The 24,969-nt window shown below is 51.2% G+C and carries 45 protein-coding genes; 37 read left to right on the top strand and 8 right to left on the bottom strand.

The genetic code is table 11. The features are described from left to right. Positions 1-207 precede the first annotated feature (207 nt). Positions 208-1,023 (bottom strand): transcriptional regulator, encoded by an 816-nt coding sequence (locus HMPREF3066_RS07335; protein WP_070441671.1) that lies wholly within the window; start codon positions 1,021-1,023, stop codon positions 208-210. Positions 1,024-1,154: 131 nt separating this feature from the next. Here HMPREF3066_RS07335 and HMPREF3066_RS07330 point away from each other — a divergent pair, with 131 nt between their 5' ends. The 11 genes from HMPREF3066_RS07330 (at position 1,155) to HMPREF3066_RS07295 (ending at position 7,171) form a co-directional block, all read left to right on the top strand. Further along, positions 1,155-1,406, top strand: a complete 252-nt coding sequence (locus tag HMPREF3066_RS07330) for a helix-turn-helix domain-containing protein (RefSeq protein WP_070441668.1) — start codon at positions 1,155-1,157, stop codon at positions 1,404-1,406. A 1-nt stretch (position 1,407) separates the two neighbouring features. Then, positions 1,408-3,387, top strand: a complete 1,980-nt coding sequence (locus tag HMPREF3066_RS07325; protein WP_070441665.1) for a Mu transposase C-terminal domain-containing protein — start codon at positions 1,408-1,410, stop codon at positions 3,385-3,387. A 39-nt stretch (positions 3,388-3,426) separates the two neighbouring features. Then, a complete protein-coding gene (locus tag HMPREF3066_RS07320) occupies positions 3,427-4,344 on the top strand; it encodes an AAA family ATPase (RefSeq protein ID WP_070441662.1) in 918 nt (305 codons plus the stop codon). Positions 4,345-4,432: 88 nt separating this feature from the next. Beyond that, positions 4,433-4,702: a hypothetical protein gene (locus tag HMPREF3066_RS07315; RefSeq protein WP_070441659.1), complete on the top strand. Its 270-nt coding sequence runs from the start codon at positions 4,433-4,435 to the stop codon at positions 4,700-4,702. Between the two features lie 132 nt (positions 4,703-4,834). Further along, on the top strand, positions 4,835-5,173 hold the full coding sequence (locus tag HMPREF3066_RS07310; RefSeq protein ID WP_070441656.1) for a type II secretion pathway protein L: 339 nt from the start codon (positions 4,835-4,837) through the stop codon (positions 5,171-5,173). Then, on the top strand, positions 5,170-5,340 hold the full coding sequence (locus HMPREF3066_RS13165) for a hypothetical protein (protein ID WP_168160665.1): 171 nt from the start codon (positions 5,170-5,172) through the stop codon (positions 5,338-5,340). The genes HMPREF3066_RS07310 and HMPREF3066_RS13165 overlap by 4 nt, the downstream gene beginning before the upstream one ends. Next, entirely contained in the window at positions 5,337-5,507 is a 171-nt protein-coding gene (locus tag HMPREF3066_RS13160) for a hypothetical protein (protein ID WP_168160664.1), read from the top strand. Before HMPREF3066_RS13165 ends, HMPREF3066_RS13160 begins: the two co-directional genes overlap by 4 nt. After that, entirely contained in the window at positions 5,504-5,977 is a 474-nt protein-coding gene (locus HMPREF3066_RS07305) for a hypothetical protein (protein WP_070441653.1), read from the top strand. Before HMPREF3066_RS13160 ends, HMPREF3066_RS07305 begins: the two co-directional genes overlap by 4 nt. Beyond that, positions 5,977-6,147, top strand: a complete 171-nt coding sequence (locus tag HMPREF3066_RS13155) for a hypothetical protein (RefSeq protein WP_168160663.1) — start codon at positions 5,977-5,979, stop codon at positions 6,145-6,147. Before HMPREF3066_RS07305 ends, HMPREF3066_RS13155 begins: the two co-directional genes overlap by 1 nt. A 2-nt stretch (positions 6,148-6,149) precedes the next feature. Further along, a complete protein-coding gene (locus HMPREF3066_RS07300; RefSeq protein WP_070441650.1) occupies positions 6,150-6,347 on the top strand; it encodes a hypothetical protein in 198 nt (65 codons plus the stop codon). After that, positions 6,344-7,171 carry a hypothetical protein gene (locus tag HMPREF3066_RS07295; RefSeq protein ID WP_070441647.1) on the top strand — a complete coding sequence of 276 codons (828 nt, stop codon included), beginning with the start codon at positions 6,344-6,346 and terminating at the stop codon, positions 7,169-7,171. Before HMPREF3066_RS07300 ends, HMPREF3066_RS07295 begins: the two co-directional genes overlap by 4 nt. A 261-nt stretch (positions 7,172-7,432) precedes the next feature. Here the strand turns inward: HMPREF3066_RS07295 and HMPREF3066_RS07290 are convergent, their stop codons facing one another. From HMPREF3066_RS07290 to HMPREF3066_RS13150, 4 genes are all read right to left on the bottom strand, one after another. Beyond that, positions 7,433-7,648 (bottom strand): hypothetical protein, encoded by a 216-nt coding sequence (locus HMPREF3066_RS07290; RefSeq protein ID WP_002213624.1) that lies wholly within the window; start codon positions 7,646-7,648, stop codon positions 7,433-7,435. A gap of 3 nt (positions 7,649-7,651) precedes the next feature. Beyond that, a complete protein-coding gene (locus tag HMPREF3066_RS12355) occupies positions 7,652-7,828 on the bottom strand; it encodes a hypothetical protein (RefSeq protein WP_003741259.1) in 177 nt (58 codons plus the stop codon). A 3-nt stretch (positions 7,829-7,831) separates the two neighbouring features. Further along, complete coding sequence (locus HMPREF3066_RS07285) at positions 7,832-8,365, bottom strand: antA/AntB antirepressor family protein (protein ID WP_321178922.1); 534 nt, start codon at positions 8,363-8,365, stop codon at positions 7,832-7,834. A gap of 202 nt (positions 8,366-8,567) precedes the next feature. Continuing rightward, positions 8,568-8,744, bottom strand: coding sequence for a hypothetical protein (locus tag HMPREF3066_RS13150; RefSeq protein WP_168160662.1), 177 nt, complete (start codon positions 8,742-8,744; stop codon positions 8,568-8,570). A 511-nt stretch (positions 8,745-9,255) separates the two neighbouring features. Here HMPREF3066_RS13150 and HMPREF3066_RS07280 point away from each other — a divergent pair. The 9 genes from HMPREF3066_RS07280 (at position 9,256) to HMPREF3066_RS13585 (ending at position 12,584) form a co-directional block, all read left to right on the top strand. After that, positions 9,256-9,447, top strand: a complete 192-nt coding sequence (locus HMPREF3066_RS07280; protein WP_070441643.1) for a hypothetical protein — start codon at positions 9,256-9,258, stop codon at positions 9,445-9,447. Further along, positions 9,444-9,860 (top strand): hypothetical protein, encoded by a 417-nt coding sequence (locus HMPREF3066_RS07275; protein ID WP_070441640.1) that lies wholly within the window; start codon positions 9,444-9,446, stop codon positions 9,858-9,860. The genes HMPREF3066_RS07280 and HMPREF3066_RS07275 overlap by 4 nt, the downstream gene beginning before the upstream one ends. Before the next feature lie 155 nt (positions 9,861-10,015). Further along, positions 10,016-10,420 (top strand): gp16 family protein, encoded by a 405-nt coding sequence (locus HMPREF3066_RS07270; protein ID WP_070441637.1) that lies wholly within the window; start codon positions 10,016-10,018, stop codon positions 10,418-10,420. Next, a complete protein-coding gene (locus HMPREF3066_RS07265; RefSeq protein WP_070441634.1) occupies positions 10,417-10,896 on the top strand; it encodes a Mor transcription activator family protein in 480 nt (159 codons plus the stop codon). The genes HMPREF3066_RS07270 and HMPREF3066_RS07265 overlap by 4 nt, the downstream gene beginning before the upstream one ends. A 151-nt stretch (positions 10,897-11,047) precedes the next feature. Further along, complete coding sequence (locus tag HMPREF3066_RS07260) at positions 11,048-11,554, top strand: TIGR02594 family protein (RefSeq protein WP_070441630.1); 507 nt, start codon at positions 11,048-11,050, stop codon at positions 11,552-11,554. Further along, a complete protein-coding gene (locus tag HMPREF3066_RS13145) occupies positions 11,551-11,724 on the top strand; it encodes a hypothetical protein (RefSeq protein WP_168160661.1) in 174 nt (57 codons plus the stop codon). The genes HMPREF3066_RS07260 and HMPREF3066_RS13145 overlap by 4 nt, the downstream gene beginning before the upstream one ends. A 33-nt stretch (positions 11,725-11,757) precedes the next feature. Beyond that, a complete protein-coding gene (locus tag HMPREF3066_RS07255) occupies positions 11,758-11,991 on the top strand; it encodes a hypothetical protein (RefSeq protein WP_070441627.1) in 234 nt (77 codons plus the stop codon). Further along, positions 11,966-12,382 carry a hypothetical protein gene (locus HMPREF3066_RS07250; RefSeq protein WP_070441623.1) on the top strand — a complete coding sequence of 139 codons (417 nt, stop codon included), beginning with the start codon at positions 11,966-11,968 and terminating at the stop codon, positions 12,380-12,382. Before HMPREF3066_RS07255 ends, HMPREF3066_RS07250 begins: the two co-directional genes overlap by 26 nt. Beyond that, a complete protein-coding gene (locus HMPREF3066_RS13585) occupies positions 12,279-12,584 on the top strand; it encodes a hypothetical protein (protein WP_321177666.1) in 306 nt (101 codons plus the stop codon). Before HMPREF3066_RS07250 ends, HMPREF3066_RS13585 begins: the two co-directional genes overlap by 104 nt. A 45-nt stretch (positions 12,585-12,629) precedes the next feature. Here the strand turns inward: HMPREF3066_RS13585 and HMPREF3066_RS07240 are convergent, their stop codons facing one another. Beyond that, positions 12,630-12,800 carry a YegP family protein gene (locus HMPREF3066_RS07240; RefSeq protein ID WP_002215844.1) on the bottom strand — a complete coding sequence of 57 codons (171 nt, stop codon included), beginning with the start codon at positions 12,798-12,800 and terminating at the stop codon, positions 12,630-12,632. A gap of 12 nt (positions 12,801-12,812) precedes the next feature. Here HMPREF3066_RS07240 and HMPREF3066_RS07235 point away from each other — a divergent pair, with 12 nt between their 5' ends. From HMPREF3066_RS07235 to HMPREF3066_RS07155, 17 genes are all read left to right on the top strand, one after another. Further along, positions 12,813-13,031: a hypothetical protein gene (locus HMPREF3066_RS07235; protein WP_070441617.1), complete on the top strand. Its 219-nt coding sequence runs from the start codon at positions 12,813-12,815 to the stop codon at positions 13,029-13,031. Further along, a complete protein-coding gene (locus tag HMPREF3066_RS07230; RefSeq protein WP_049227006.1) occupies positions 13,028-13,366 on the top strand; it encodes a hypothetical protein in 339 nt (112 codons plus the stop codon). Before HMPREF3066_RS07235 ends, HMPREF3066_RS07230 begins: the two co-directional genes overlap by 4 nt. 11 nt (positions 13,367-13,377) lie before the next feature. Next, positions 13,378-13,644, top strand: a complete 267-nt coding sequence (locus tag HMPREF3066_RS07225; protein ID WP_070441614.1) for a hypothetical protein — start codon at positions 13,378-13,380, stop codon at positions 13,642-13,644. Continuing rightward, positions 13,641-13,850, top strand: coding sequence for a hypothetical protein (locus tag HMPREF3066_RS07220; RefSeq protein WP_070441611.1), 210 nt, complete (start codon positions 13,641-13,643; stop codon positions 13,848-13,850). The genes HMPREF3066_RS07225 and HMPREF3066_RS07220 overlap by 4 nt, the downstream gene beginning before the upstream one ends. 1 nt (position 13,851) lies before the next feature. Next, positions 13,852-14,358, top strand: a complete 507-nt coding sequence (locus HMPREF3066_RS07215) for a DUF1804 family protein (protein ID WP_070441607.1) — start codon at positions 13,852-13,854, stop codon at positions 14,356-14,358. A gap of 3 nt (positions 14,359-14,361) precedes the next feature. Then, positions 14,362-15,972: a phage terminase large subunit gene (gene terL, locus HMPREF3066_RS07210; protein WP_070441604.1), complete on the top strand. Its 1,611-nt coding sequence runs from the start codon at positions 14,362-14,364 to the stop codon at positions 15,970-15,972. Positions 15,973-15,974: 2 nt separating this feature from the next. After that, positions 15,975-16,175, top strand: a complete 201-nt coding sequence (locus tag HMPREF3066_RS07205) for a hypothetical protein (protein ID WP_070441601.1) — start codon at positions 15,975-15,977, stop codon at positions 16,173-16,175. 49 nt (positions 16,176-16,224) lie between these two features. Beyond that, a complete protein-coding gene (locus HMPREF3066_RS07200) occupies positions 16,225-17,670 on the top strand; it encodes a phage portal protein family protein (protein ID WP_070441598.1) in 1,446 nt (481 codons plus the stop codon). Continuing rightward, positions 17,657-18,952 carry a phage minor head protein gene (locus HMPREF3066_RS07195; protein ID WP_070441595.1) on the top strand — a complete coding sequence of 432 codons (1,296 nt, stop codon included), beginning with the start codon at positions 17,657-17,659 and terminating at the stop codon, positions 18,950-18,952. The genes HMPREF3066_RS07200 and HMPREF3066_RS07195 overlap by 14 nt, the downstream gene beginning before the upstream one ends. 3 nt (positions 18,953-18,955) lie before the next feature. Then, a complete protein-coding gene (locus HMPREF3066_RS07190; protein ID WP_070441592.1) occupies positions 18,956-19,255 on the top strand; it encodes a glycine cleavage system H protein in 300 nt (99 codons plus the stop codon). 379 nt (positions 19,256-19,634) lie between these two features. Further along, a complete protein-coding gene (locus tag HMPREF3066_RS07185; protein ID WP_321178921.1) occupies positions 19,635-20,636 on the top strand; it encodes a hypothetical protein in 1,002 nt (333 codons plus the stop codon). Then, positions 20,629-20,958, top strand: a complete 330-nt coding sequence (locus HMPREF3066_RS07180) for an oxaloacetate decarboxylase alpha chain (RefSeq protein WP_070441588.1) — start codon at positions 20,629-20,631, stop codon at positions 20,956-20,958. Before HMPREF3066_RS07185 ends, HMPREF3066_RS07180 begins: the two co-directional genes overlap by 8 nt. Positions 20,959-20,999: 41 nt before the next feature. Next, positions 21,000-21,989, top strand: a complete 990-nt coding sequence (locus tag HMPREF3066_RS07175) for a major capsid protein (RefSeq protein WP_070441585.1) — start codon at positions 21,000-21,002, stop codon at positions 21,987-21,989. 58 nt (positions 21,990-22,047) lie between these two features. Further along, the gene (locus HMPREF3066_RS07170) at positions 22,048-22,458 is read left to right on the top strand and encodes a phage protein Gp36 family protein (RefSeq protein ID WP_070441582.1); all 411 of its coding nucleotides are present in this window, start codon (positions 22,048-22,050) and stop codon (positions 22,456-22,458) included. Between the two features lie 3 nt (positions 22,459-22,461). After that, positions 22,462-22,893, top strand: a complete 432-nt coding sequence (locus HMPREF3066_RS07165; RefSeq protein ID WP_070441579.1) for a phage virion morphogenesis protein — start codon at positions 22,462-22,464, stop codon at positions 22,891-22,893. A gap of 1 nt (position 22,894) precedes the next feature. After that, positions 22,895-23,359 (top strand): phage tail terminator protein, encoded by a 465-nt coding sequence (locus HMPREF3066_RS07160; protein WP_070441577.1) that lies wholly within the window; start codon positions 22,895-22,897, stop codon positions 23,357-23,359. A 12-nt stretch (positions 23,360-23,371) separates the two neighbouring features. Further along, positions 23,372-24,130, top strand: a complete 759-nt coding sequence (locus HMPREF3066_RS07155; protein ID WP_070441574.1) for a phage tail tube protein — start codon at positions 23,372-23,374, stop codon at positions 24,128-24,130. A 147-nt stretch (positions 24,131-24,277) separates the two neighbouring features. Here HMPREF3066_RS07155 and HMPREF3066_RS07150 read toward each other — a convergent pair whose 3' ends face one another. Next, positions 24,278-24,451, bottom strand: coding sequence for a hypothetical protein (locus HMPREF3066_RS07150; RefSeq protein ID WP_003741304.1), 174 nt, complete (start codon positions 24,449-24,451; stop codon positions 24,278-24,280). Then, on the bottom strand, positions 24,448-24,933 hold the full coding sequence (locus HMPREF3066_RS07145; RefSeq protein WP_070441571.1) for a hypothetical protein: 486 nt from the start codon (positions 24,931-24,933) through the stop codon (positions 24,448-24,450). Before HMPREF3066_RS07145 ends, HMPREF3066_RS07150 begins: the two co-directional genes overlap by 4 nt. Between the last annotated feature and the right edge of the window lie 36 nt (positions 24,934-24,969).

Here is a 24,969-nt window from a genome sequence, read left to right as displayed (position 1 = left end):
GACGTACAGGCCGTCGCGCGGCTCGGTTTCGGCGTGGTTGATTAGGATGTTTATAAAAGGCTTTAACTAGAAACTAAACATGGAACTTGTATAACAGTTCCATGTTTGAAAAAAATCTTTAATATCATACATCTAAAAAACAAAGCATCTGAAGACTATAAGCTAAACATGAAACTTGAATTTAAAAGCGGAGTTTCATGTTTAAGCCTATTTTTTCCGTTTTTTAGTCGATACTGCTGCATATGTTTTTTGCAAATCGTCATTACTTAATTCAGTCAGGCTTTCTACTGCGAAATTTTTTTCGAGGTAACTTTTCAACCAATCTTCAAGCTCAAGCTGTTTTACATTTAATTTGATATAAGCGTATTTCTTTTTTCGCCAGTCGGGATCATTGTTCTTTGATGTTGCTGTATTGCTCAACCTACCCAGCCATTTTCTGAGATAAGTTTCTGCTTTGTCGTAATCGCTCAATGCGATTAGTTTGTAACTTGGAACTTTACAGTAAGCATTCAGACTAGCCCAAATTGCACGGATTGATTTTGGCGACCGTTTGGCAATCTCTTCTGCTGCGGCAACTTGTTTAACAAGTTGTTGCAGCTTCGAAGCTTGCTCAAGCGTTATATGTTCCTTGCCGGGTTTTGAATCGACACGGGTTCTGATGACGTGATTTTGGGTATTAATTTGATGAACAACCGAACCAGATGAGGCGATAACAGCGTTACTGACGTTGCCGTTAATCTGATTCTCAACGTTTGATTTGCCAATAGCGTCGTCCAATTTTTTATTAAGGTCGTCTGAAACAGCATTTAAATTTGCCGAATGAATGCCTGTAAAGACAAATTGAATATCCACCCCTAATTGGACAGCAGCAAGTAAAAAGTCCGCAGGAATGTTGACCTGCCCGCTTTCATACAGTCTCAAACTTTCTGCACTGCATCCAGTTTGCTCAGCAAAATTCTTTCGAGAGTATCCAAGTCGGCTTCTCTCTTCAACTAAATTCAATGCTAAATCAATGCGTTCCATAAAAACACCGCAAAATAGTACCAAATATATTTGCTATACCAAATATTTTGGGTATATCATTCAGGTAACAGTTAAGGCAGGCATTAAAGCCTGTAAGGTAAGTAAGTAAGGGATTCTATCATGGAGGCATTATGCAAGCGAACGAAATCTATAAATCCTTAGAAGAAAAAAATATATCGGCAAGAATGTTGGCTTCGGCTTTAGGGGTAACTAACCAATCTGTTTCTGAGGTCATAAGAAATGGACGAGGAAGCAAAAGAATTGCGGAAGCAATCGCGAAAGTGATTCAAAAAGATTTAGTTGAAGTTTTTCCGCATTACAAGAAAACAAATTGTCGAGACAAAAAGATAGCTGAATTGAAAGAGATGCTCGGAGTGGGTTGAAATGGAATATATGGACCTCAAAAGCCTGCTTGATTTTGGGTTGCCAAATATGCCAAGAACAGTAATAGGGCTGAGAAAAAAAGCGCAAAGGGATGGTTGGCAAACGAGAAGGCGTCAAGGTAAGGGTGGTGGTGTTGAATATGCCCTACCTATTGAAATCCGAGCCGCCATCATGAAACGGCAGTCGGACGAACTGGCGGAGAGTATGCCGAAAGCCATGCCACAAATCAGACAGGAGAAAACGGCGATGTCACCTCAAGTCTTGGCGGAAGCGGCAAAGCGGCTGAACGAGAAACAACGGTCGGTGGCGGATGCGCGATGCGCGGTGGTGGCGGCGGTGTTGGGGATTAAATATCAATACGGTTGCTCTGCCAAGGCTGCGGTGGCTCAGTTTTTGGGCTTGCTAGCAGAAGGTAAATTGGACGCGGTCACGCTTGGGAACTTGGAAAAGGCCAATGACCGCAGTCGGTCGGCAAAGGTTGGCGAACGTACTTTAGACGGCTGGATTTCTGCCTACCTTAAGGCGGAAAACGCGACGGAGCGGCTGGTTGCTTTGGCTCCGAAGACGACGAAGGCGGTCAAACCGATTGAGAGCTACGGTTGGTTGCCGATGTTTATGCAGTTTCACAATATCCCGTCCGCGCCGAAACTGGCACACAGCTACCGCCGATTTGTGCAGTGGGCTGAAGCGGAAAATATGCCGGTCAATGATGTGCCTAACTTGAGTATGGTGCGGCGCGTTTGGGAAAAGCTCCCGCTGATTATGCAGGAGCGCGGCAGGAAAACGGGGGCGGCTTATAAATCGCTGCTGCCTTATGTGAAACGTGATTGGGGGGCTTTGAAGCCGAACGATGTTTGGATCGGCGACGGCCACAGTTTCAAAGCGAAAGTCGCGCATCCGGTACACGGCAGGCCGTTTAAGCCTGAAGTTACGGTGATTATCGACGGATGTACGCGGTTTGTGGTCGGATTCTCGGTTTCGTTGGCTGAAAGTTGTGTGGCGGTATCGGACGCGCTGCGTATCGGGGTCAAGCACTATGGTTTGCCGATTATCTATTACTCGGATAACGGTGGCGGTCAGACGGGTAAGACGATAGACCATGAAATCACGGGTATTACGTCCCGACTGGGTATCCGGCATGAAACGGGTATCGCGGGCAACCCGCAAGGGCGCGGCATCATCGAGCGATGGTGGAAAGACAATCTGATTGAGATGGCGCGACAGTATGAGACTTTCACGGGCAGCGGGATGGACAGCAGCACGAAGAACCTAATGTACCGCAAGATGGAAAGTGCGTTCAACGCCTTGGAAAAAGGCAAGGTGCCGACGCAGGAGCAGCAAAAATATTTGAAAAAACTGCCGAGCTGGTCGCGTTTTATCGCGGATGTGGTCAAGTGTATCGACGAATACAACAACCGCCCGCACGGCGAGCTGCCCCGACATCCTGACGGTGGGCATTATACGCCGAAGGCTTATCGGGAAATGAGGCTGGAACAGGACGGTATCGCGCCGGATATGTTGTCGACGGAAGAGCTTGCGACGATGTTTATGCCGCAAGAGGTGCGAAAAGTTCAGCGAGGTTGGCTGGATTTGTTCAACAACTCTTATTTTTCGGTCGAGCTGGCGGAGTATCACAAGGACGAGGTACGGGTCAGCTACGATTTGGACGACGCTGCCTTTGTCAATGTATTTGATATGGATGGCAAGTTCATCACGAAGGCACAAGTCAACGGCAATAGCCGCGAGGCTTTCCCGACGGCGCGTATCGACCAACTGGCGGAAAAACGCCGAAAAGGCAAAATCAAGCGGGCGGAAAATGCGATCAGGCTCGCGAATGCGGAAGTCAATCCGGCTTTGGAACAGGCTGCAGTTTGGGACGAGCTGGGAAATTTAGGCAGAAACGTCATCGAGGCGGAGTATGCGGTATTGCCGAAAACGGGAACAGACGACGAGATTGTCTTGTTTGAGGCGGATATGTAGTTAAAACGGTTTTAAAACTCTTTTAATAAGGAAAACATCATGACAAATACGGTCAACAAAGCACTGCAACAAAAACTGGTTGAATTTAAAGCCAAATCAGGGATGAATCAGACAATGCTTGCACGCGGTATCGGGGTATCTTCGGCATCTATCAGTATGTACCTGAATGATACCTACGCGGCAAAAGGCGGCAAATATGGAACTATCGAGCCGAAAATCGAAGCGTTTTTAGAGATGCAGGAAAGTAAGGCGCAACGCGAAGAGTTGGTGTTGGGGTTTGTATCGACCAAGACGACCCGCCGAATCTCTGAAGTGATGCGCGACGCACACGAGGCAGGCGACACAGTGGTGATCTACGGCCAAGCGGGTTTGGGCAAGACGCAAGCGGTCAAAAACTACTGCGAAAAGAATCCCGCCGCCATCCTGATTGAGGCTAATCCGAGCTTTACGGCTTTGGTTTTGATGCGCAAGTTGGCGGCAGCGGCGAAGGTCTCAACGGTCGGCAGCCTGAATGATTTGTTTGAGTCTGTATCTGACCGCCTGCGTGATTCGGGTCGTCTGATTGTGGTCGATGAGGCGGAAAACCTACCGTTACGCGCCCTTGAGATTATCCGCCGACTGCATGACGACACGGGCTGCGGGTTGGTTTTAAGCGGTATGCCCCGACTGGTGGCGAATCTGTGCGGTAAGCATGGCGAGCTGGTGCAACTTTATAGCCGCGTATCGGTTGCGCTGAATTTGGGCGACTCGATGCCGGATGAAGAATTGGAAGAAATTGCCAGAGCGGCGATGCCGGAAGCGGATGATGCGACGATTGAGGAACTGGTTAAACAAAGCAACGGCAATACGCGACGGATGAGTAAGTTGATGCGCGGTGCGGTACGAACGGCAAACAAAAACGGCATCAAAATGCAATCGGGCATCATCAAAAAATACTCGACATTGATTATCCGATAGGTCGTCTGAAACGGTAAGTCTTTGACAGGGCTATATATTTTTTTACCCTATGATTTTAATAAGTTATTGTTTTTAAAGGAAAACGAAAGTGCAAGTTTTGAAAAAAGTTGATTGGAAGATGTTTTCGGCGCCACGTTTTTGGCGGTGGGTGCCGGTTGGTTTGACGGTCGGGGTGTGGTGTTTTGTGGGTGGAATGGCGTTGTATGGCTGCACCCAAGAAGAACCCGAACCGGTTGCGAAAGAGCCGACGAAGGTCCAAGCGATGGACAGACAGGCGGATTTGGAAGTTTTGAAAATAGAAAGCGCCTACGAGGCAATGGGTGTGGAGCAAAAAATGGAAGGAATTGTATATGAATAAGTTTAGAAGGCCTAAACGGGGACTTAGCCGAATCAAGAAATTGGCATTGAAACGGGCAGTCGAGGAAATCCGCGCCAAATACGGCGAACGGGCGATTATGAAGGGATGGCGTGAGCCAGAAGGGAAGTAAAAATGTTAACCAAGTTAAAACCCTGCCGAGTTTGCAAACAGATGAAGCCTGAAGTGGCATTTGCTTGGACTTGGGATAAAAACGGGGGGCGGAAACGGACGCATCGATGCGCGAAATGTTGGGCGGAGCAGATGGAAAAAGAAGCTCGGGCGAATATGGAATGGCCTCGCGAAAAGCGCGGGACGGTACTTGAGTTTGGACGCCCCGCCGTCGCCCGCATAGTTTGGGGCGACAGTTGGCCTGCCGCGCCCGCCATTATGGATAACCGGTACTGGACGGCAACGGATACGCGCAAAGCGGATGTCGAATGGGCTTTGAAATTTAGGGAGCGTGTGAAATGAGCTTTAAAAGACGGAACAGCGATTGGCAGGCATGGGGACAACACCGCCGGCGAGCGACGAAGTTTATGGTGAAGCGAAACCGCGAGCAGGCAATCGCGGAATATCAGGCGCAGTTTGAAGATCAGGACGGCAAAGGTCGTCTGAAAACGGAAGGGAACGAAAAATGAACGAAAAAGATTTAATCGAATGGCTGGAAGACCGTGGGGAACTCATGGTCATGAAGAAGGACGGTGAGGGTTTCGTGATCGCCGCCCGCGCGCCGGACGGGATTTGGAAGACTGCCGAGGCGCAATCGCTGGCTCTGGCGATAACAGTATGGGAGGAGATGAGATGAATATTGCTAAACCAAATAAAGAAGACCTTGATGCAGTATGGGAGCTGGTCGCGTTTTTAAACAAGATTGAGCAGGGTTTGAATCCGATTTACCAACCTGCCGACCCAGAGGATGAAGACGATTTCGAGTATCTGAGCAATGCGCCTGCAGATGAAGTGTTTGAAGCTTTGGAATATAAGTCTGACAACGCCAATTTGCCTTGGATTATGACCGTATTGGATACCTTGCTGTCTTCGAATAACGACATTGTTGACCAAGAATCTGATGTTTTGGATTTCTCGCCGAAATTTAAACAGGCCGTAAAGGATACGGAAAGGCTGGATTTCTTAATCGAAGTCGGGTCAGCCGAATTTTCAAAAGAAAATGGTCAGAAGGCCTGTTGTAGGTTAACCGAATATGGCATTAGAGGCTATGGAGGCAATTACCGCGAAGCCTTGGATGATGTGATGAAAGAGTGGAAGGAGATGTGATGGCAAATATCGATTTGACCCAATGGGGAACGAAGCTGCAAGTCATCCCGCAGCATATCGAAGACGAGCCGACCATTTATGAAATCGAGTGCGGCAGCGATTCGGTCTTTATCACGGAAGAACACGCGTATCAGTTGCGAAATGCGCTGGTCAGAATTTTGGAGGATTGAAAATGCCTGTCGGAATGAAAATCTACTTTGCCGTCTGCGCCCTGCTCGGGCTGTCCGCCGTATTGGTTGCCCTGATGGACTTGGTCGGCGGCGGTTGCAAAGGTCGTCTGAAATGGATTTTGGCGGATATGGTCGGCTTGGCGTCGGGACTGTTTGTCTTTCTGGTCGCGCTGCTTGCCCTTTGGGGAGTCGTCAAATGAACATCAAATGCCCGAACTGCGGGGCGGTGCATAGCCTGGACAGTTTAATCAACGATGCCGACGCATCGGCGGTATTGAGGGCTGTGTTGGAAATGGATGTGGAGATGGGCAAGGCGGCGATACGTTATGTCGGCTTGTTCCGCCCCGCGAAATCGCAGCTCTCTTGGGCGCGTACCGCGAAGCTGTTGAACGAGTTGATGCCGATGATGAAAGCGCAGACGGCGGAGCGCGACGGCGTGTCCCATCCCGCCCCCGCCGAGGCTTGGCTGCACGGCTTTAACGAAACCGTCAACGCCCGCGACCAAGGTCGTCTGAAACTGCCCTTAAAGTCGCATGGTTATTTGCTGGAGATTGTGAGCCAGTGGCAGGGTTCGGGGTTGCCCTCTCCCCAGCCCTCTCCCACGGGGAGAGGGGGCGAAGGCGGCGCGCCGTCAAAACTGCGGCAAGGTGTGGCAGCCTTGGGCGAATGGGCGGGAGATGATTGGGCAAAACGGGAAATCGCGGCAGGTTTTTCGCTGCTCGCCGCGCTGAATCTACCCAACCGCCCCGCAGCGCAGGATATGCCGGTAGTCGCGGAAATTTGGTATCGGAAACTGAAGGAGACAAACGAAATCGTCTCGCCGGAGTATGACCCGATACGGATTAAGACGGGGTTTAAGGTGTTGCAGGCGGCGGAAACATGGCCGCAACCCGCCGAACTGCTCCGCAACCTGCCGCCACGGTTGATACCCAGGGCGATGTTGGCGAAGCCCGCGCCGGATAAAGTAAAAGGCCGTCTGAAAATGGCGAAAGTGAAAGAAGCTTTAAGTAAGAAAGGTAAGTGAAATGGAAAATGTATATTTTACAAGTAATAACCGAATATCGGGGATTAAGATTGTATCGGGGCTTGAGGATTTTGTGATTGAGCCGAGCGAACAAATTCTATAAAATCAACAGCCTGATTTCAATTCAGTGTGTTGAAACGTGATTGAGCCTACGGAGCAGGAGTTTGCCTAGTGGATTCAAATAGGCTTTAACCCATGATTAAAGGTCGTCTGAAAACAGTTTTGAGGCTGTTTCAGACGACCTTTTTTCATGCCCTAGATTTAGGCTGCTTTCTCTTCCTGCTCGTACACGGCGTTGTAGAAAGCGGCGGACAGCTTGTCGGCTTTCTCGGAGGCGGTTTCAATCACGGCAGACAAACCGTCTTCGATTCCTTCCATGTCCATATCCAAAACTTTCAGATGGTTGAGCGTGAACACCAGCAGATTCAGGGCTTTGAGGCTGTCTTGGTCGAAAGTCAGAGTATAGGTGGTATTCATGGCTCACACCTCCTCTTCTTTCTGTTTTCGGTCAAGTATGTTGGCGTATTCGGACAACACCAGCAGCAGGCAGCCGCATTGCTCCATCTCTTCACGCGCCATTGCTTTGCGGTCCAACAGGTTTGTGCCGATAAAATTCAAAGCGTTTGAAAGCTGGTTCAAGGCAAATTCGGTATTCATGGCTTAACCCTCCAATCCCAAAGACTGTTGTTGTGCCACCATTTTGGGCTTAGGGACATATTCCAAGAAACCCAAATCGTTGAGTTTTTTGAGACGGTAGGAAACCGCGCCGGGGGTCATGTCCAAGAGTTTGCCTATTTCGGTCAGGTTCAAGCCCATACTGTGGTAGCGCAGCAGCGCGAGCATTTCGGGCGCGGCTTGGAAATAGGCGTCTTCCAATGCATCGATGCGGTATAGCACGGCATCGGGCAGGGCTTTTGCCTGTTTCTCCATTTCGATAAAGTAGCGGCGGGCTTGGCGTCCTTTGTCGTTACGTTCAACCATGCACAGCTCTTTTGCCATATCGAGGGATAAATAATACCCCTGAACAGTTTTATCACGCTGTCCAAAGAAACCTGCTTCGGTGCGGACAATTTTGTCCACGCCGATAAAATCAAGGGCTTGTGTAAATCCGTATTCTTCAATGCGACGCTGAATCCATTTAGAAAATGGTGTTTCCACACCTAAGAACTTATGCAGGTCATGAGCATCAACCAGTGCTTGTGTTTAATTGTCCAATTGACCTGAAACAGTTGGGATGAGTTGGGTATTCATGGTATTATTACCTTTCATTTTTCGTGAATGACGAGGAAAGAGAGTTGCTGCTCTGCTTTCCACCTGTTCCCCCCGAAGCTCCAACTTCGGGGGGAATTTCATTACTGCCTAAGCAGTGTTTGCATATTAATATGTGTACACATAATTAGTCAAGCTGATTTTTGAAATCTTCGCGTATTTTTTCTTTAACCCATTGAGAAAAATCAAGATTATTGGCTATTTCTAAAATATCCCTTTCTGTTTCGCGGTTAAAAGAAACTTTTTTAATAACACGCTTGGCTTCCGCCCTTTTACGGTATTCAGCCAATTTTTCATCAACCATAGGTAAACTCCTTGATTTTTTTAGCCGTCTTTTATAAGATGGGAACTAAGGGCGGCGGCTACCGCCCTTAGCTTTCAGTTTCCTAGTAAGCCTTACCGCTTACCAATATCAGAAACAGAAAGAACAGAATTTGAAGGTAGGACTTCATTTTCTTTCTCCCGTAACAGCCCCGCTTCGGTGGGGCTTTTCCCGTATCGGGCTTCACTGCCCCGATAAATTAAATTATATATGTGTCCACATAATTAATCAAGCATTTCCCAAACATAATCAGAGAAAAAGGTCGTCTGAAACGTTTTCAGACGACCTTTTGTTGTTGTCGGGCATCAATGCCCTGCCATTTGTGCGATGTTGCGAGCATGTAAATCAAGATATGGTATTTTAGTGTGTATTTTTGGAAGAAATTTACCATATATAGTATTAAAATATTATACATTTATTTTATATAGGTTTGATTTTCTTGAAAAATAAATCCTATATGCTAATATTTGCGCTATTTAAGCGAGGTTAAAAAATGAATACCATCAAAGAATATACGACAGTCCGCGAACGGCTGCTCAATGCTGCCGATTATTTGGAAGAAGTCCGTAAAGACCGTAAGACGGGCAATATTGCGTCCGTGGAATTTGTGCCGCCGAAAATCGGGGCTCGGGGTTACGGCAAATTCAAAGTCCGTTACAAAACCTTGGTGGCGGTTGATTTATGAGCGGGGAAAAATCCGAGAATCTGCCGGTCGATGAACAGCAGAAAATGCTTCAGGAGTTTTTAGAACTTCAAAAACAGGATATTGCGGTCAAACAGAAGGAGTTGGAAAGCCGTAAGGACGAAATCCAATCTCACGAGCGCATTGCACTGGCTACCATCGAAGCGCAAAAACAGGGCGAACAGCAACATGGTGAGATTTTCAAAGAGGTACACAAACGCCGTTTGAATGCCGTGATTGCTATTGCTTTTCTGATTGCCGCCGTGCTGATTACTGCGTTATGGCGCGATAAGGACAGCGTCGCTATTGAAATTGTCAAAATCGGCGGGGCGGTAGCTTTGGGATATTTTGCAGGAATCAACAGAGGTAAAGCGCAAACCTTGGAAAAGCAACGGCGCGAAAAAGACAGTGATTAGATTGTAGTAAAAAAGGCCGTCTGAAACGTTTTCAGACGGCCTTTTTTCATGCCTATCCGTTTCGCAAAAAAAAACAGCGGCTTACTACAACATATAGTATTTTATCTGTATAATATGCGTTAATTAATCAATATATTGTGTTTTAGGGGTTTGAAATGCGCCGTGCGTTGATTGCGAAAATTAAAATCGCTCAAAAAGAGCTTGGTTTGGATGATGCGACGTATCGCGCGGTCTTGGAGCGTGTAACGGGCAAGCGGTCGTGTACCGAGTGCAGCATCCCTGAGCTGGAGCGTGTGGTCGAGGATTTGCGCCAACATGGGTTTACGCCGAAAAAGACGGCGGGACAACGGCCGAACCGCCGCGATTCTGCCGATCCGATGATGCGCAAAATCGAAGCCCTGCTGCTGGATAACGGCTGGTCTTGGAATTATGCGCACGGTACGGCGAAAAAGATGTTTAAGGTTGACCGCGTGGAATGGCTATCAGACGGCAATATGCGCAAGTTGGTGGCGGCGTTGCAGATTAGTGCGAACCGCAAGAAAAAGGAGAAAACGGGATGAGCTTAAATTGGGAGATGACGGAGCAGGATTTTGAGGATGTGAAACATCTGCTGCCGCACAGTGTGGTGGCGATGATTACGGTTATCGGGCTGGAGGCGGCGTTTCACATGGTTAAGGTTTGGGGTGGGACGAATTATCCGATTTCGAATCGCCGCCGCAATACGCATCAGAGCCGAATTTTACACGCTCAACTGGTCGAGGATATCGGCGAAGAAGCGGCGGGACGGTTGGAGCGTGCTTATGTCGGGCAGCCTTTCTTGGCAATCCCGCGCTGCTGGGACGCGATGCGCGAGCTGCGCAACCGATTTATCCGCCGCCAGTATGATGCGATGAGCGCGGAAGGTTTGAGCGATTTGTTTATTGTGCGCGAGCTGGTGTTGGCGCATAAGCTGTCAACACGAAATATCCGATACATCCTAAAAGAAGCTGACCGCGAAGCGGCGGCAAGGGCGCAGGCTGATTTGTTTGCGGCTTAGTTTTTGTTGTGCTTGTGTTGAGAGTGGACCTTTTACCCTGCCTTCGGGCAGGGATTTTTTTGCCTGTACCCGCTGAATGCAAGCCTGACGGGGCTTGGGGGTCGTCTGAAAAGGTTTAATGGGGTTTTAAAACTATCTATTTGAGGTATGTATGGCCCAGCAAAAAGAACTCCCTTGGGTGGCTGAAGCGCGAAAGTATATCGGTCTGACAGAAATCCCCGGTAAAAACCACAATCCGACCATTTTGAATTGGCTTCACGGTCTGAAAGCTTGGTGGAAAGACGACGAGACACCGTGGTGCGGCGTATTCGCAGCCCATTGCCTGCGAATCGGCGGGCGAGACATCCCGAAGGATTGGATGCGCGCCAAAGAATATGCCTTTGCCGGTAAACGGCTTACCAAGCCTGCTTACGGCTGTTTGGTCGTGTTCACTCGCCAAGGCGGCGGTCATGTTGGTTTTGTTGTCGGCAAGGACAAGGTGGGCAATCTGTTGGTTTTGGGTGGCAACCAAGGCAACCGCGTCAGCATCGCGGCATTTCCAACGCCCCGCGTGGCTGCGTATGTATGGCCGTCTGTTGGCGGTGCGCCTCTTGATCCCGCTCCTGAGCGTTACAACCTGCCATTGGGCGGTGCGGCACTGAGCAGGAGCGAGGCATGAAAAAGGCTTTGATTGCTCTGGCATTGGCGGCATTGGAACCACAGATGCGTGGATTTGAGATTAAACCTGCCCGCGTGGGCAATCTGAAACAACATCCGAGCCTGCGCTTGGGTAAATCAGGCGTGGCAGCCGCGAAACGGGCGGCGCGTAAACGCAAAGCGAGAAAGTAAGAAATATGATTGACGGTTGGGATGGTTATTAAGATGCGCATTTTCGATATTTTCAAAAACCCCGCGACAGGCGGTATTTCTCATTCAAAGCTGTGGGCAAATATCGCCTGCGCGGCAGGGACGGTTAAATTTGTGATGCTGCCCGATCCGTCGGCGGAGATTTGGGCGGTTTATTTGGGTATCGTCGGCGGCTATGCCGTAGCGCGCTCGCTGGTCAGTGTCAAACGGCAGGAGGTCGAGAATGACATTCAAACTGTTGACGAATAAATGGGTGCTGAGTGGCTTGGCTGCCATCTTAGTGCTGGTTTTGGTGGCATCGTACAAGCAAGGGTACAAGACGGCATACCAAGAACAGCAAGCAGTCATCGATAAGATGGAAAAAGACAAGTCGGAAGCCTTGAGGCTGTCGGCTCAAAACTACGCACGCGAGCTGGAGCAAGCCCGCGAAGCCGCTAAACAATCTGAAGCCAAGGCGCACGCCGTCGGCGTGGCTTTGGCGCAAAAACAGGCGGCAGTCAGTCGTCTGAAAACGGAAAACAAAAAGGAAATCGAAAATGCGCTTACTCAAGACCGCCAAAAAGCAGGCGGCGGTTGTATTGACGGCCTTGGCTCTCACAGCCTGCGCCTCTATGCCCGCGCCCTCGGCTACGGAAATTAAGGTTGTTGAAAAGGCGGTCATGCCGACACCGCCCGCTGCGTTGATGGTCGCGCCGGTACGCCCGAATCCGCCGAAAGACGGCAAAACGGCAACGCTGCTCGAACACGCCGCTGAGTTTGGTGGCTATGTTTCGGAGCTGGAAAACCAAAATCAGGCTTGGCGCGATTGGGCGGGCAATCACTCCCGTAAAGTCGGTGACTGACAAAAAAAGCCCGCGTAGGGCGCGGGCTGAGGGTGAAAGCGGATTTTATACCTCTTTTACAGGGGTGGCGGCGGTAGTGCTTTTCAGCAAATCGACTGCGTGCTGGCAGTTTTGCTTGCTGGTGTAGCCTTCGCCCTGAGCGATAATTTCATGGTTGGCTGCTTTCAAACGCCAACGGTATTCGCCTTTTGCGTCTTTATAGATTTCAAAATACATAAGGTTTCTCCTATGAATGAGTACACGTTTTCTTACCGCTTTGACGGCAAGTCCTGGTCATTGAGCATTTGGGCGGACAGCCCTGAAGAAGCCAGGGAGAAATTTCGGGCTGCACGAGAAAATGCGCAGTATGACGGCGAAGTTGTAGCAAAGATTTATACATTTGTAAATATTTCGTGGGTTAAGAAATTGTACAAGCGGATAAAATATTTAATGGGTATCAAAGAATGACCTACCGTGAATTAGTTGAACGTCAGTTGGCTGTGCGCCATGCCGATTTGGAATTGGGCTTAAGCCGTGCACGTGAACAAGAGCCGTTTGTCATCCATGTTTCCAATTTGCTGGATAAGGCAGGGTTTGAATATACGGTACGGATGAACAAGGATTTTCAGACGACCTTTAACCTTGAATATCCAAATACAAACTACGACACCTTTAAGCGTGCAGTTTGGCAGACGATTTCGGCGTATTACTGCGTTTGTAACGATGGGGATGGACTCGAAATTTCCAGCAATCGCCCTGACGGCTACTCCGTCCGTATCGTATTCGGCGATGTGCCGGTTTAAAGGGGTTTTAAATGGACTTTGAATTTGGTTTTAAAACCCTGTGGCCGATTGCGACTGCCGCATTTTGGTTTTGGGTCAACGGCATTTCAGGGCGTCTGAAAGAGGCGGACAAGCGCATTGAAGACCTGAAAGAGGAGCTGCACGTGGTCAAACTCTCCTATCACACCAAACAGGACGCCCAAGCCGACCGCAAAAATATTGCGGCGTCTTTGGAGCGCATCGAAAACAAGTTGGAAAAAGTAAACGAAAAACTGGACAGGAAAGCGGACAAATCATGAAAGACCCGATTTTAGAAGCCTTGGCGTGTATTGAAGCCAAGACTGACGAAACCTTGAAAAACCAAACCGAAATGAAAGCCGAAATTGCGCAAATTCATAAGGATACGCGCAAGGCGGCAGTCATTGCAGGCAGTGCGTCCGGAGCGATTACAGGTGGTTTGGTATCTGCCGCCATCATGACTGTTCGCGCCAAACTGGGATTTTAAAATGGCACACCCAAAAGAAACCCGCGAAAAGCTGCGCCGACTGTACGTCAGCGACGGGCAGACGCTCGAAATCGCTGCGATGATGTGCGAAATCCCGACCGCTACCGCCCGTAGTTGGAAACGTGCTGCCAAAGAGACCGGCGACGATTGGGACAAAGTGCGCGCCGCCTACACCTTGGCGGGCGGCGGCATCGAAGACTTGAGCCGTTCGCTGCTGGCGGGGTTTTTGGTGCAGTACCAGTCAACGATGACGATGTTGCAAGACACGTCGGTCGAGGAGCTGATGCCGTCCGAGCGCGCCAAACTGTTGGCGAGCTTGTCGGATGCGTTCACCAAGACCGTGGCGGCAAACGCCAAAGTAATGCCGGAAACGTCAAAACTGGCGACGGCGATTGAGGTGTTGGAATTGTTCGGCGAAGTGGTCAAGGAGCGATACCCGCAACACTTGCAGGCTTTTGTCGAGTTGGTCGAGCCGCTGGGCGTGGAAATTGAAAAGAAATACAGGTAAGGCATGAAGTCCAAAGAGTTTTTAAAGTCACTTGCCGAATATGCCGCCCAACTCCGCCAAACCATCGAGGCGGAGGCGGACGGCTTTGATGCGTCGCCCGCAGCCATTGCCGAGCGTCGGGCGAAGGTTTTAGACCCGGTTAACGGTTACGAATATTTCGTCAATACCTATTTCCCGCATTATGTCAGGTCGTCTGAAAAGTCGGAGCTGCATGAATTTCTGTTTTCCCGCCTACCCGAAATCCTACAACAGCCCGAAGGTATCAACGAAGCGGATGCCGCTCCGCGCGGTGAGGCGAAATCGACGCTGGTTACGCGCTTGTTCTCGCTTTGGACGGTCATCACCGGCGCGAAAAAATTTATTGTCATCGCGATGGACAGCATCGACCAAGCCTATCCGATGCTGGAAGCCATCAAAGCGGAATTGGAGTTTAACCCGCGTTTAAAAACCGACTTCCCCGAGATGTGCGGACAAGGGCGGGTTTGGCAGGCGGGAACGATTGTTACCGCGTCCAACGTAAAAATTCAAGTCTTCGGATCGGGTAAGAAAATGCGCGGCATGGTACATGGTGCATTCCGCCCCGACCTTGCCATCCTCGACGATATCGAAAACGACGAGATGGTGCGCAACCCCGACCAGCGCGACAAGCTGGAAATGTGGCTTAAACAAACCGTCTTGCCGTTGGGCGCGGTCGGTACCAAGTTTGACGTGATTTATATCGGCACGATTTTGCACTACGACAGCGTTTTGAGCCGCACGTTAAATAACCCGTTTTGGAGTACGCGCAAATTCAAAGCGATGAAACGCTGGCCTGACCGCATGGATTTGTGGGACAGATGGGAAGAGCTGTACCGCAACGACGGCAAAGAGGTGGCCGAGGCGTTTTATCAGGCGCACAAAGACGAGATGGAGCGCGGCGCGCAAACAAGCTGGGCGGCTCGCGGCGTACTCGCGCTGATGAAAATCCGTGCGCGTGACGGTCATGCGACGTTCGATTCGGAATATCAGAATGATCCGGTCAGCGGCGAAGACGCGCCGTTTGCGGAAAACATCAAATATTGGTCGGAGCTGCCCGACGATTTGGTGTACTACGGCGCGCTCGACCCGTCTTTGGGTAAGGCGGGTGCGGGGCGCGACCCGTCGGCGATTTTGGTCGGCGGTTATCAAAAATCGACGGGGCGGCTGTTCGTAACCGTCGCCCAAGTCAAAAAACGCCTGCCCGATTTGATTATCGAGGACGTGATCCGCATCCAAAAAGAGGCGCGGGTCAAGCCGGTGTTGTGGGTGGTCGAGACGGTGCAATTCCAGGAGTTTCTCAAGGATGAGCTGATTAAGCGCGGGGCGCGTTCGGGGGTGCATATTCCCGTGCGCGGTATCAAGCCGTCTTCGGACAAGATGTTGCGGATTGAGACTTTGCAGCCGCATATGGCCAACGGACTGATTTTGCTCAACCCCGACCAAAAGACTTTAATCAGCCAGTTGCGCCACTTTCCAAAAGCCGACCACGACGACGGCCCCGATGCGCTGCATATGCTGTGGATGGCGGCAACAACGGGCAATGTGTCAAACAGGGCGCGTGCGATTGATTTGCCTGCACCGATGTTGGAGATTTAAAAATGTGTGATGTGAGAGAACGTATAACCGCTCGTGAAAAAGAGCTGACAGAGGATGTTGAGTACCTCGAGCGTGGTTTGGATAAAGCGATTACACATCTGCAAGAGGTTGTCTCCTGCTATAAGGCTGGGCGGCTATTAAATCTACATTTTATTGTTGCTGGAATTGAAGGTTTTTTGGCGGCTCGCGGTGAAGAGTATTGATTTTAAGGTCGTCTGAAACCGTTTTCAGACGACCTTCGGAGTAAAAAATATGTTCGGATTGATTAAAAGCGCAACGCGGAAAACCGCCATCAAGACATTGACGAGCGCGACTGAAGATGCGCTGGAAAGCCTGTTTTCCAATATGGAGGGAACGGACGCGCTGCTGTCGCGCCTTGGTGTGGACAGACAGCAGGCATTGGACGCGGTGGTAAGTGATGACGAAGTGGCCGCCTGTTTGGAGGATTTGCACGCGGCGATGCTCAACAAGCCTTGGCGGATTTACGGCGAGGATTTGGGCGACGAGGATAAAGACCGCTTGTGGAAAACGCTGAAACGCCACCTGCCCGCGCTTGCCGAAATCGTATTGACGGCACGGCTGGGCGGCTATGGTGTCGGTCGGTACGTTTATCAGCCCGAACCCGACGGCTTTTTGACGATTAAACACATTAGCAACAAAAGCGGCGAATTGGCGAAATATATCCCCTACCGCGACGGTTCGCTGGTGTATCGCGGCAGCGGCGGTGAAGAAACTTGTAATACGGACGTGCTGTATCTCTTTATTGCCCATCGCGCGACATCGACCAATCCTGCGGGCGAAATGGCGGCGGCACGGCTGTATGCGCCCGTCGCGTTGCGTAAAAAAGGATTTGTCTATGCCGCGCAATTCATCACGCGCTACGCCCAGCCTTATCTGATTGCCAAAATCCAAGCCAACAGCGAGGAAGACCACAATAGCTTCATGAGCCGTTTTTACCGCTTTGTCTCCGGCGGCGCATTGAGTATCGACCGCGAGGACGATGTGATGATGCTGCAAAACAGCGCGGACGGTCAGGCATTCCGCCGTCTGGAAAACCTTGCCAATGCGCGCATCCAAAAAACGCTGCTGGGCAAAGTCAAAACCAGCGACCTTGAGACCGCCAGCCGCGCCAGTCAGGAAACCGAAGAAAACAACCGCGACGAGCGCATCGGCGCATATCTTGCCCTTTTGTCCCGCGCGGCGCAGCACTTTATCGACGCGCTTGTGATGGTCAACAACGCCTACGGCAAGCCGATTAATGCGCCCAAAGGCGTATGGTTCGAGTTTGAAGACGAAATCAAGGTCGATAAAACCCGCGCCGAACGCGACAAGATGTATATGGATACAGGGCAACTCGTACTGACCGAGACCTACTACCGCGACATCTTGGGCTTCGAGCCGGAGCATTTCGAGCTGCGCGACCCGAAAACGTCGTCTGAAAACCCTGCGCCCGCCAAATTCAGCCTGCGCCTGTCTGACGGTCTTGCCCATAATGCGCCCGATACAGCGGAGCAGGCAATCGCCCGTCCGAAGATGGAAGCGGTGTTGGGTTTGTTGGAAAGCTGCAAAGACTACGCGGAATTTGAGGCGAAGCTGTCCAAACTTGATTTGAGCCAGGGCGACAATCTCTTAATTCAGCGTTTGGTTTCAGACGGCCTTTCGGCTTGGGCTGACGGAGCGGACGATGGACGGGATTGAATACAACTTCGCAGGGCTGGTCGATAAAGCCGCTTTCGCGCATTTCAAGGCTAAGAAAATCCTGCCCGGGTTTTCGCATTACGATGTTTGGCTGTATCAACACAGCCTTGCCTTTACCGTCGCCAAGATGATGGACGCGGATATGCTTGCCGAAGTCAAAGCCGCCATTGAATCCGCGCAGCAGAACGGCACGGCGTTTGCCGATTTTAAAAAGCGTTTAAAACCGTATTTGATGGCGAAAGGCTGGTGGGGCGAGCAAGTAATGACCGACCCGCTGGACGGCGAGCCGAAATTGGTACAGCTCGGCAGTACACGTCGTCTGAAAACCATTTTCAACACCAATATGCAGACCGCCTTTGCGGCGGGGCAGTGGCAGCGGATTCAGGCAAACAAAAAAGCCTTGCCGTATTTGCGCTACAACCATTCCGCCGCCGGGCATCCGCGCGACAGCCATAAACGGTACTACGGCTTAGTCCTGCCGGTTGACCACGATATTTGGAAGGTTATCTTCCCACCCAACGGCTACGGTTGTAAATGTTCGGTGTCCGCGCTGACCCGTCGGCAGGCGGAGCGCGAGGGCATCAGCGGCGAGCCTGATGTGGATATGGTTGAGTTTACCAATCCGCGCACAGGCAAAACGGTATTGATACCCGACGACATCACGCCAAGCTTTGCACACAACCACGGCGACCGATTGGGCGCAATGGACGCGCTGTTTGGCGAACGCAACGGCGAAGAGGCACTGACCGCCATGATTGCCGGGCGCGAGGCGTGGTTGGACAAGCGGTACAGCGTGCCGTCTGATAAAGTGGCGGTGTTGGCTTTGTCAGATAAGGTGTCGGAAAAAGAAGTGCGCAGGCTGACAAAAGAGCAGTCTGCCAACAATACCAAAGACCACGAAGCGAGAGCTGCGGCAGCGTGGCAGGCTGAAACGGGCGACAGGCTGGAAGTGTTCGATTTGCCCGTGGAGAAGGGTAAGGGTCAAGCCGATTATCTGATTGTTTCAGACGACCTGCCCCGCGAGGAATGGGCAAAACTGGATTTTATGTTTACCGAAAATCCCGACAGTGCGGAATTGATGAACCGTTATTTTGCACACACCGCCGGGGCGTGGAATACTAAGGTCGATAAGATTCAGGAACATTTTGATAAAGCCGATATTGTCCCGCTTGATTTGCGCCATTTGAATGCGGCAAACCGGCATAAATTGTTGCAGTATGTGTTATCATTGCCAAAAGAACAGCGGGATAAAGTCCGCTTATTGGTAAAAATATCGGAGTAAGTCATGCCGTCTGAACTGTATGTCAGCCGCGAAGTAAAAGTATTTTTAGGCGGGAAAACCGCCCCGTCCGAATTGTTGGGCTATCTGTATCCGCGCCTTGCCGAAATCGACAAGGAGGCAGCCGAGCAAATGCAGGGCGAGTTTTCGGGCTGCGTATTTTCGATTGCGGATTTGTCCGCTGCGGCATTCGCCCGTGTGCGCGGATGGATACTTGAGGCTGCTGAAAAGTCCGAGTGGATTAAGCCGTACAAGTCCGATTTAAAAGCCGCGCTTGAAGCTGATCCGAGATTTAAACCTGTATAACCCGAAGGTCGTCTGAAACCGTTTCAGACGACTTTTTTCATAACCGCCCAAATTTCGCGTTTAAGCGCGTTTTATCGGTCGGGATAGGCAAAGATATGTCCGAGAGTTTAAATGCAATCTGACGCAGCCCTAAAAGCCCTCTGAAAACGTTTTTGAAACCGCCGCCGTCTGCATTTTTGGATATGTCCCAAATTTGCGATTTTAGGCGGGTCGGATGCTAAAGACAGGCAAACCCCCGCCAGAGTCTTAAAAATCAATCTGACGCGATTCTAAAGCGGTTTTAAAGTGGGTATTTTTATATTTTGCGCGTAAGGATTTTCAAAGGTCGTCTGAAAACCAAATACGGTTTCAGGCGGCCTTTTTCATTTCAGGCGGCAAAGTGAAGTCATGCCGCCGTCTGTTTGCCGTCATGCGTTGCACAATGGCGGCTATGAATACGAAAACATCACCCCTCAATATCAAATTGTCCGCCGCGCTGCCGGTTGCCTTGGCGACCCGTGCGGATGATGTGCGCACCTTTAAGGGCGTCGCCAATTCGGGCAAGCCGTTCGGCTACGGCGGTTATCAGGCCGTCGTCGATTTGGCGGAGCTGTCGCACAAAGCGTCCGTCCCCGTCCTGTTGGAGCATTCGACGCTGAAAATGGCGGGCGTGTGCAGCCTGTCGGTAACGGCGGACGGTCTGATTGCCGAGGGCAGCCTGTTGTCCAACGAGTTTGGCACGCAGATCGCCGAAGCAGCCGACCAAGGCTTCCCCTGGGAAATGTCGGTTTACGCGCAGGCGGAATCCTACGAGGAGCTGGCGGCGGGCGCGGTATTGTCCGTCAACGGCAATGAAGTAACGGGGCCTGCGGTGATTTTGCGCCGCTGCACCATCCGCGAGGTGTCGTTTACCGCCGTCGGCGTGGACAGTGAGACGGAGGCGGTGGTGTTGTCGGACGGCAGCCCCTTGCCGGATATTTTTAAACAACCTTTGGAGTTATCCATGACCCCAGACGAGAAGAAAGCGTTTGACGACCTGAAAGCGGAAGTCGATACGCTCAAGGCTGAAAAAGCCGAAGCCGAGAAAAAGCTGAAAGAAGCCGAAGCGGCTGCCAAGAAAAACCAAGTCAAGGCGAAATTGTCCGCCGCAGGCTTCAAGGAAAGCGAAGACGGCAAATTTGAAGGCTTGTCCGATGCAACCATGACCGTGCTTTTGTCTGCCGACATCGAAGCGGCAGAAGCCATGATTGCCGATTTGACGCCGAAAGCCGCCCAGTCTGCCGTACCGCCCGCGCTGTTGAGCGAAGGCGCAGGCAAAGGCGAATCCGAACACACCGGCGAAGCGGAGGGCAAGTTCTCCGTCGCCAGCCACAAAGGCTTATTGGGAGGCTCTTATGTCTAAAGTCAAAACCGAAATCTTAGGCCCTGCTATTTCCGACTTTTTGAAATACGAGGCGACGCCGCAGACCCGCGTTGCCGTTGCCGCCGATGCCGGCACAAAGGCAGGCAAGTTTGTCGAGTACCCGCTGCGCGGCAAAAAGCTGCTTGCGTTGACCGATGAAGCCGACGGCAAAGTCGTCGTACAGCCGCTCAACTGCATCATCGACCTGTCAAAAGTTGCCGATGCGGACGTCAAAGCAGCAACTACCGGCAAAACCTTGGCTGCATTGCAAAAAGAAGGCGACGCATACGGCATCATTTACCAAGGCACGCCCGCCGCCTGATTTTCAGACGACCTTTAAACCCGATTTAACAAGGACACATCATGCCTTTATCCGATAACAGCAAATTTGGCGTGCAGGCTTTGACCACCGCCATCAACAAAATCGACCCGGGCGCAAGCCAAATCCGCGAACTGGGTATTTTCGAACCCGAATATCTGACCACCACTTATGCCGACATTGAGTTCCAAGACGGCAAAGTCCACTTGGTTGCCAGCAAAGAGCGCGGCACATCCGGTCAGGCGGTCGAAAGTCCGAAACGCACCGTGCGCACCGTCAAAGTGCCGCACCTGCCGATTCATGATGTCGTTCGCGCCGACGACGTGCAAAATTTGCGTGCTTTCGGCACGACCCAAGCCGCGACCGTTATGGACAAAGTGAATGAAAAACTCGCCGGCGGCAAATCCGACCTTGAATACACCCGTGAGCATCTGATGCTAGGCGCCCTGCAGGGCAAGATTTTGGATGCGACCGGCAGCGTGATTTTGGACATCAATACCGATTTCAACGTGGAACGCAAAACGCAAAACATCGAATTGTCCAAAGACACGACCAAAGTCGGTTCGGTATTGGACAAGCTCTTGTCCGAGCAACGCCAAAAATTCGCCGGTGCGCAGGTGCGCGGATGGGTCGTGTATTGCGGCATGGATTTTCTGAATGCGTTCAAAGAGCATAAGTCCATCTTCGAGGCATACAAACGCTTCGACGAAGCACGCGCCTACCGCGAAGGCGATACGCTCAATCCGACCGAGTTTGTCCACAAGGGCATCCGCTTTATCGAGTATGCCAACCATTTCGGCAGCGACGCCGACATTGCGGCGGACAAAGCGATTCTGTTGCCGGTTGGCCGTAATCTCTACAAAGAGTATTTCGCGCCTGCCGACATGAACGCGACCGTCAACACCCGCGCCCTGCCGTATTACGCCAGCCGCGAGAAATTGCAGCACGACAAGGGTTGGAGCCTGCACATGCAGTCTAACCCGCTGCCGATTGCGCTGCGTCCTGAGTTGTTGGCAACGCTGACCATGTCTTAAACGGCTTTCAGACGACCTTTAGGGCAAGTTTAAAGGTCGTCTGAAAACGGAGGACGGCATGATTACCATCCAAGACATGATGACCCGTTTCGGCGAGCAGGAAATGGCGGAGCGGTCGAATCATGAAAACTACGAAACCATAGACGAAGCGGTGATGGCGGCGGCGATTGCGGACGCGGAAGAAGAAGCGGCAAGCTACCTCAGGGCGGCGAAACTGTTTTTTACAAACGACACCGCGCCGCAGGTTTTGAAAATCAAAGTCTGCGACATCGCCCGCTACTACCTCTACGACGACGCGGTAACGGGAATTGTCGAAGAGCGTTATCAGTCGGCAATCGCCTGGCTGAAGATGGTCGTCAAAAATCCGAATATGCTGGACGAGACCCGCGTATCGGACGACCGCATACCGTCAACGTGTGCCGTTTATGTCAACGAAATACCCGATCTTCGGGAATGGCTGAAGGAGTAGGCAATGCGGATTACGGTATCACACGACTTATCGCGCATCGCCCAAAGTCTGAACCGCCTGTCGGGCAGGTTGAATGGCAGCCTTGAAGAGCCTTTACGCGCTATCGGCGGCATCCTCGAATCTTCGACCCGCCGCCGTATCGCCGAAACCAAAACCGCGCCTGACGGCAAACGCTGGGCGGACGTATCCCCCGCTACGGCAGAAGCCAAAAACGGACGCGACGGGATTTTGGTAGACCACGGCAACCTCTTGGCAAGCATTACGCACGAGGCATCGGCGAAAAGCGTGATTACCGGCTCAATCATGGGCTACTCGGTTTATGCGCAGGAAGGCACGAAAAACATGCCTGCCCGCCCGTTTTTGGGCTTGTCTTCGCAAGATTATCAGGACATTGACGAATTGATGTCCGACTGGCTGGAAGGATTGATTGTCTGATATGGCTTTGAAACAACATGAAAACTTATTGGCGGTCTATCCCGAAATCCTAGGTCGTCTGAAAACCGTCAAAGGCATCAAGGCGGTTAAGGAAATCGGCGAACTTGCCGAGCTGCTCGCCCAAGGTGCGGCGAAGCGCAAAGCCGCCCCGCTGGACGGCGCGGTCTATGTCGTTTACGGCGGCTCGACCTTTGCCGACGAGGCGAAAAACGGCAAATACCTCAAATCAACGCTGCACTTTACCTTTATTCTGGCGCGAAATTATACCGCCTACGGAAAATCCACGCTGTACGAGGTCGGTGAGACCTTGACGGCAATCCAGCGTGCGTTTTCGGGCTGGGACGCGGGCGACGAATATGCCGTTACCCCCTTCCGCCGCATCGCCTCGCCATCCATCGAATACAACGACGGCTTTGCTTTTTACCCCATTTCATTCGCCTGCGACACCGTGCAGGCGGCAAACTAAAGGAGCTGCCACATGGCAAAACAAAACGACCACGGCTTAATCTTTGAGGGCGACGTCAAGGTGCGTAACCTCAATCAGAAAGGCTCGGGCTTTATCGACATCGGCAACACCACCGCCCTGACCACGCAGACCAGTGTGGAAACCAAAGAGCGCGTGTCCAAGCAGAAAGGCACTTACGGCAGCGCGTTGGACAGTTTGAAAACCGTCAAGCCTACCGAAATCGGTCTGAAGCTCGACACCTTCGACAAAGACAACCTCGCGCTTGCCCTGATGGGCGAAGCCGCCGTTATCGCGGCAACGGCGCAGACCGTTACCGACGAGACCGTAACCATCGGCAAAAAAGGCATGGCGTACAAGCTGGCAAACGGCAACATCGACCCGGCTACCGTCAAAGTCAAAAACAAGTCCAAAGCCAATGTCGACGCCAAGCATTTGGACATCAATGCCACCTTGGGCATGATTACCATCCTGCCTACTGCCGACACCGTCAACGACGGCGAAGAAATTACCGTCGAATACAAAACCCGCGATTCCGGCGGCTATAAAGTGTCCGCCGCGACCTTGTCGCGTTTGGATTTGGAAATCTATGTCGACGGCCGCAACCGCGTTACCGGCGAGACCGGCATTCTGCACATCCCCCATGCCGTATTGGCAGCGGACGGCAGTATCGACTGGTTCGGCGACGACTTCAACGAAGCCGAATTCAAAGGCACGGCGGTATTGTCTTCGGGCGAGACCTCGACCTATTCCTTCACGTCGTACAACAACTAAAGATTCGGGCGGCTTATGCGGATTGGCGGGTTCGCCGGTCGGGCTGTCCGATAAACGGCAAAAAGGTCGTCTGAAACGGGCTTCTGCGTGTAGGCGCAGCGGCGTGGAGTTTCAGACGACCTTTTTTTAAACGGGTTTTAAAACAGATTAGAACCGATACAGGGCTGATTTAATCAGGTATCCGCTGACGGCCATAAAGGCAAAAAATTCCAGCAGTTTCATGTCGCGGATGTGCGCCAACATATCGAAACCGAGATACAGCGCGGCGAAACCGAAGAATGCGCCGACGGCGAAAAGTATGGTTAGAGCGAGGGTTTTCATGATTTTCGAACCATTCGTGTAGAAAGTATGGATAAGTCGCACGGGAAAAATGGAGGTAGCTTTGGGAGTTTGTAATGTTCGGAAAATAGAACAAGCATTTTTTCATCGGTCAAGTCTGCCTGCGAAACATATGTTTCCCAGCTAAGGTTTCGCGTCAATTTTACTTTAGCTTCTGCTGCAATTCTAAGGTTTGATGCCCGCAAAGAAGCAGCCTGTAAAAGGATTCGGTACTTGTTTCTAGGATTTGGTGTTTCAAATTTTCTCCACCCTTCCTTGCGGGCGATTTCTTGGCATTTTTCCAATTTCTTCCATGTGAAATTTTCGTTATTCCGAAGCGTGCAGATATGGTCTGCTGCAGCTTGGGGAGTGGGAAAAATGCATAGTGCGTCATAAATTTGGTCGACATCAAACAGTGCGGACAATCTGTTTTCTGAAAGAATCTGACGGATTGCCTGTTTGTAGTAGGGTTGCAAATGTTTCATATGCTGACTGTAAGTAAGATTATTTATTTTAAATAG

Source organism: Neisseria sp. HMSC03D10, assembly GCF_001807625.1.
Lineage (GTDB): Bacteria > Pseudomonadota > Gammaproteobacteria > Burkholderiales > Neisseriaceae > Neisseria > Neisseria mucosa.
Note: the sequence above shows the minus strand (reverse complement) of the source record. Positions and strands in the feature narration are given on the sequence as shown.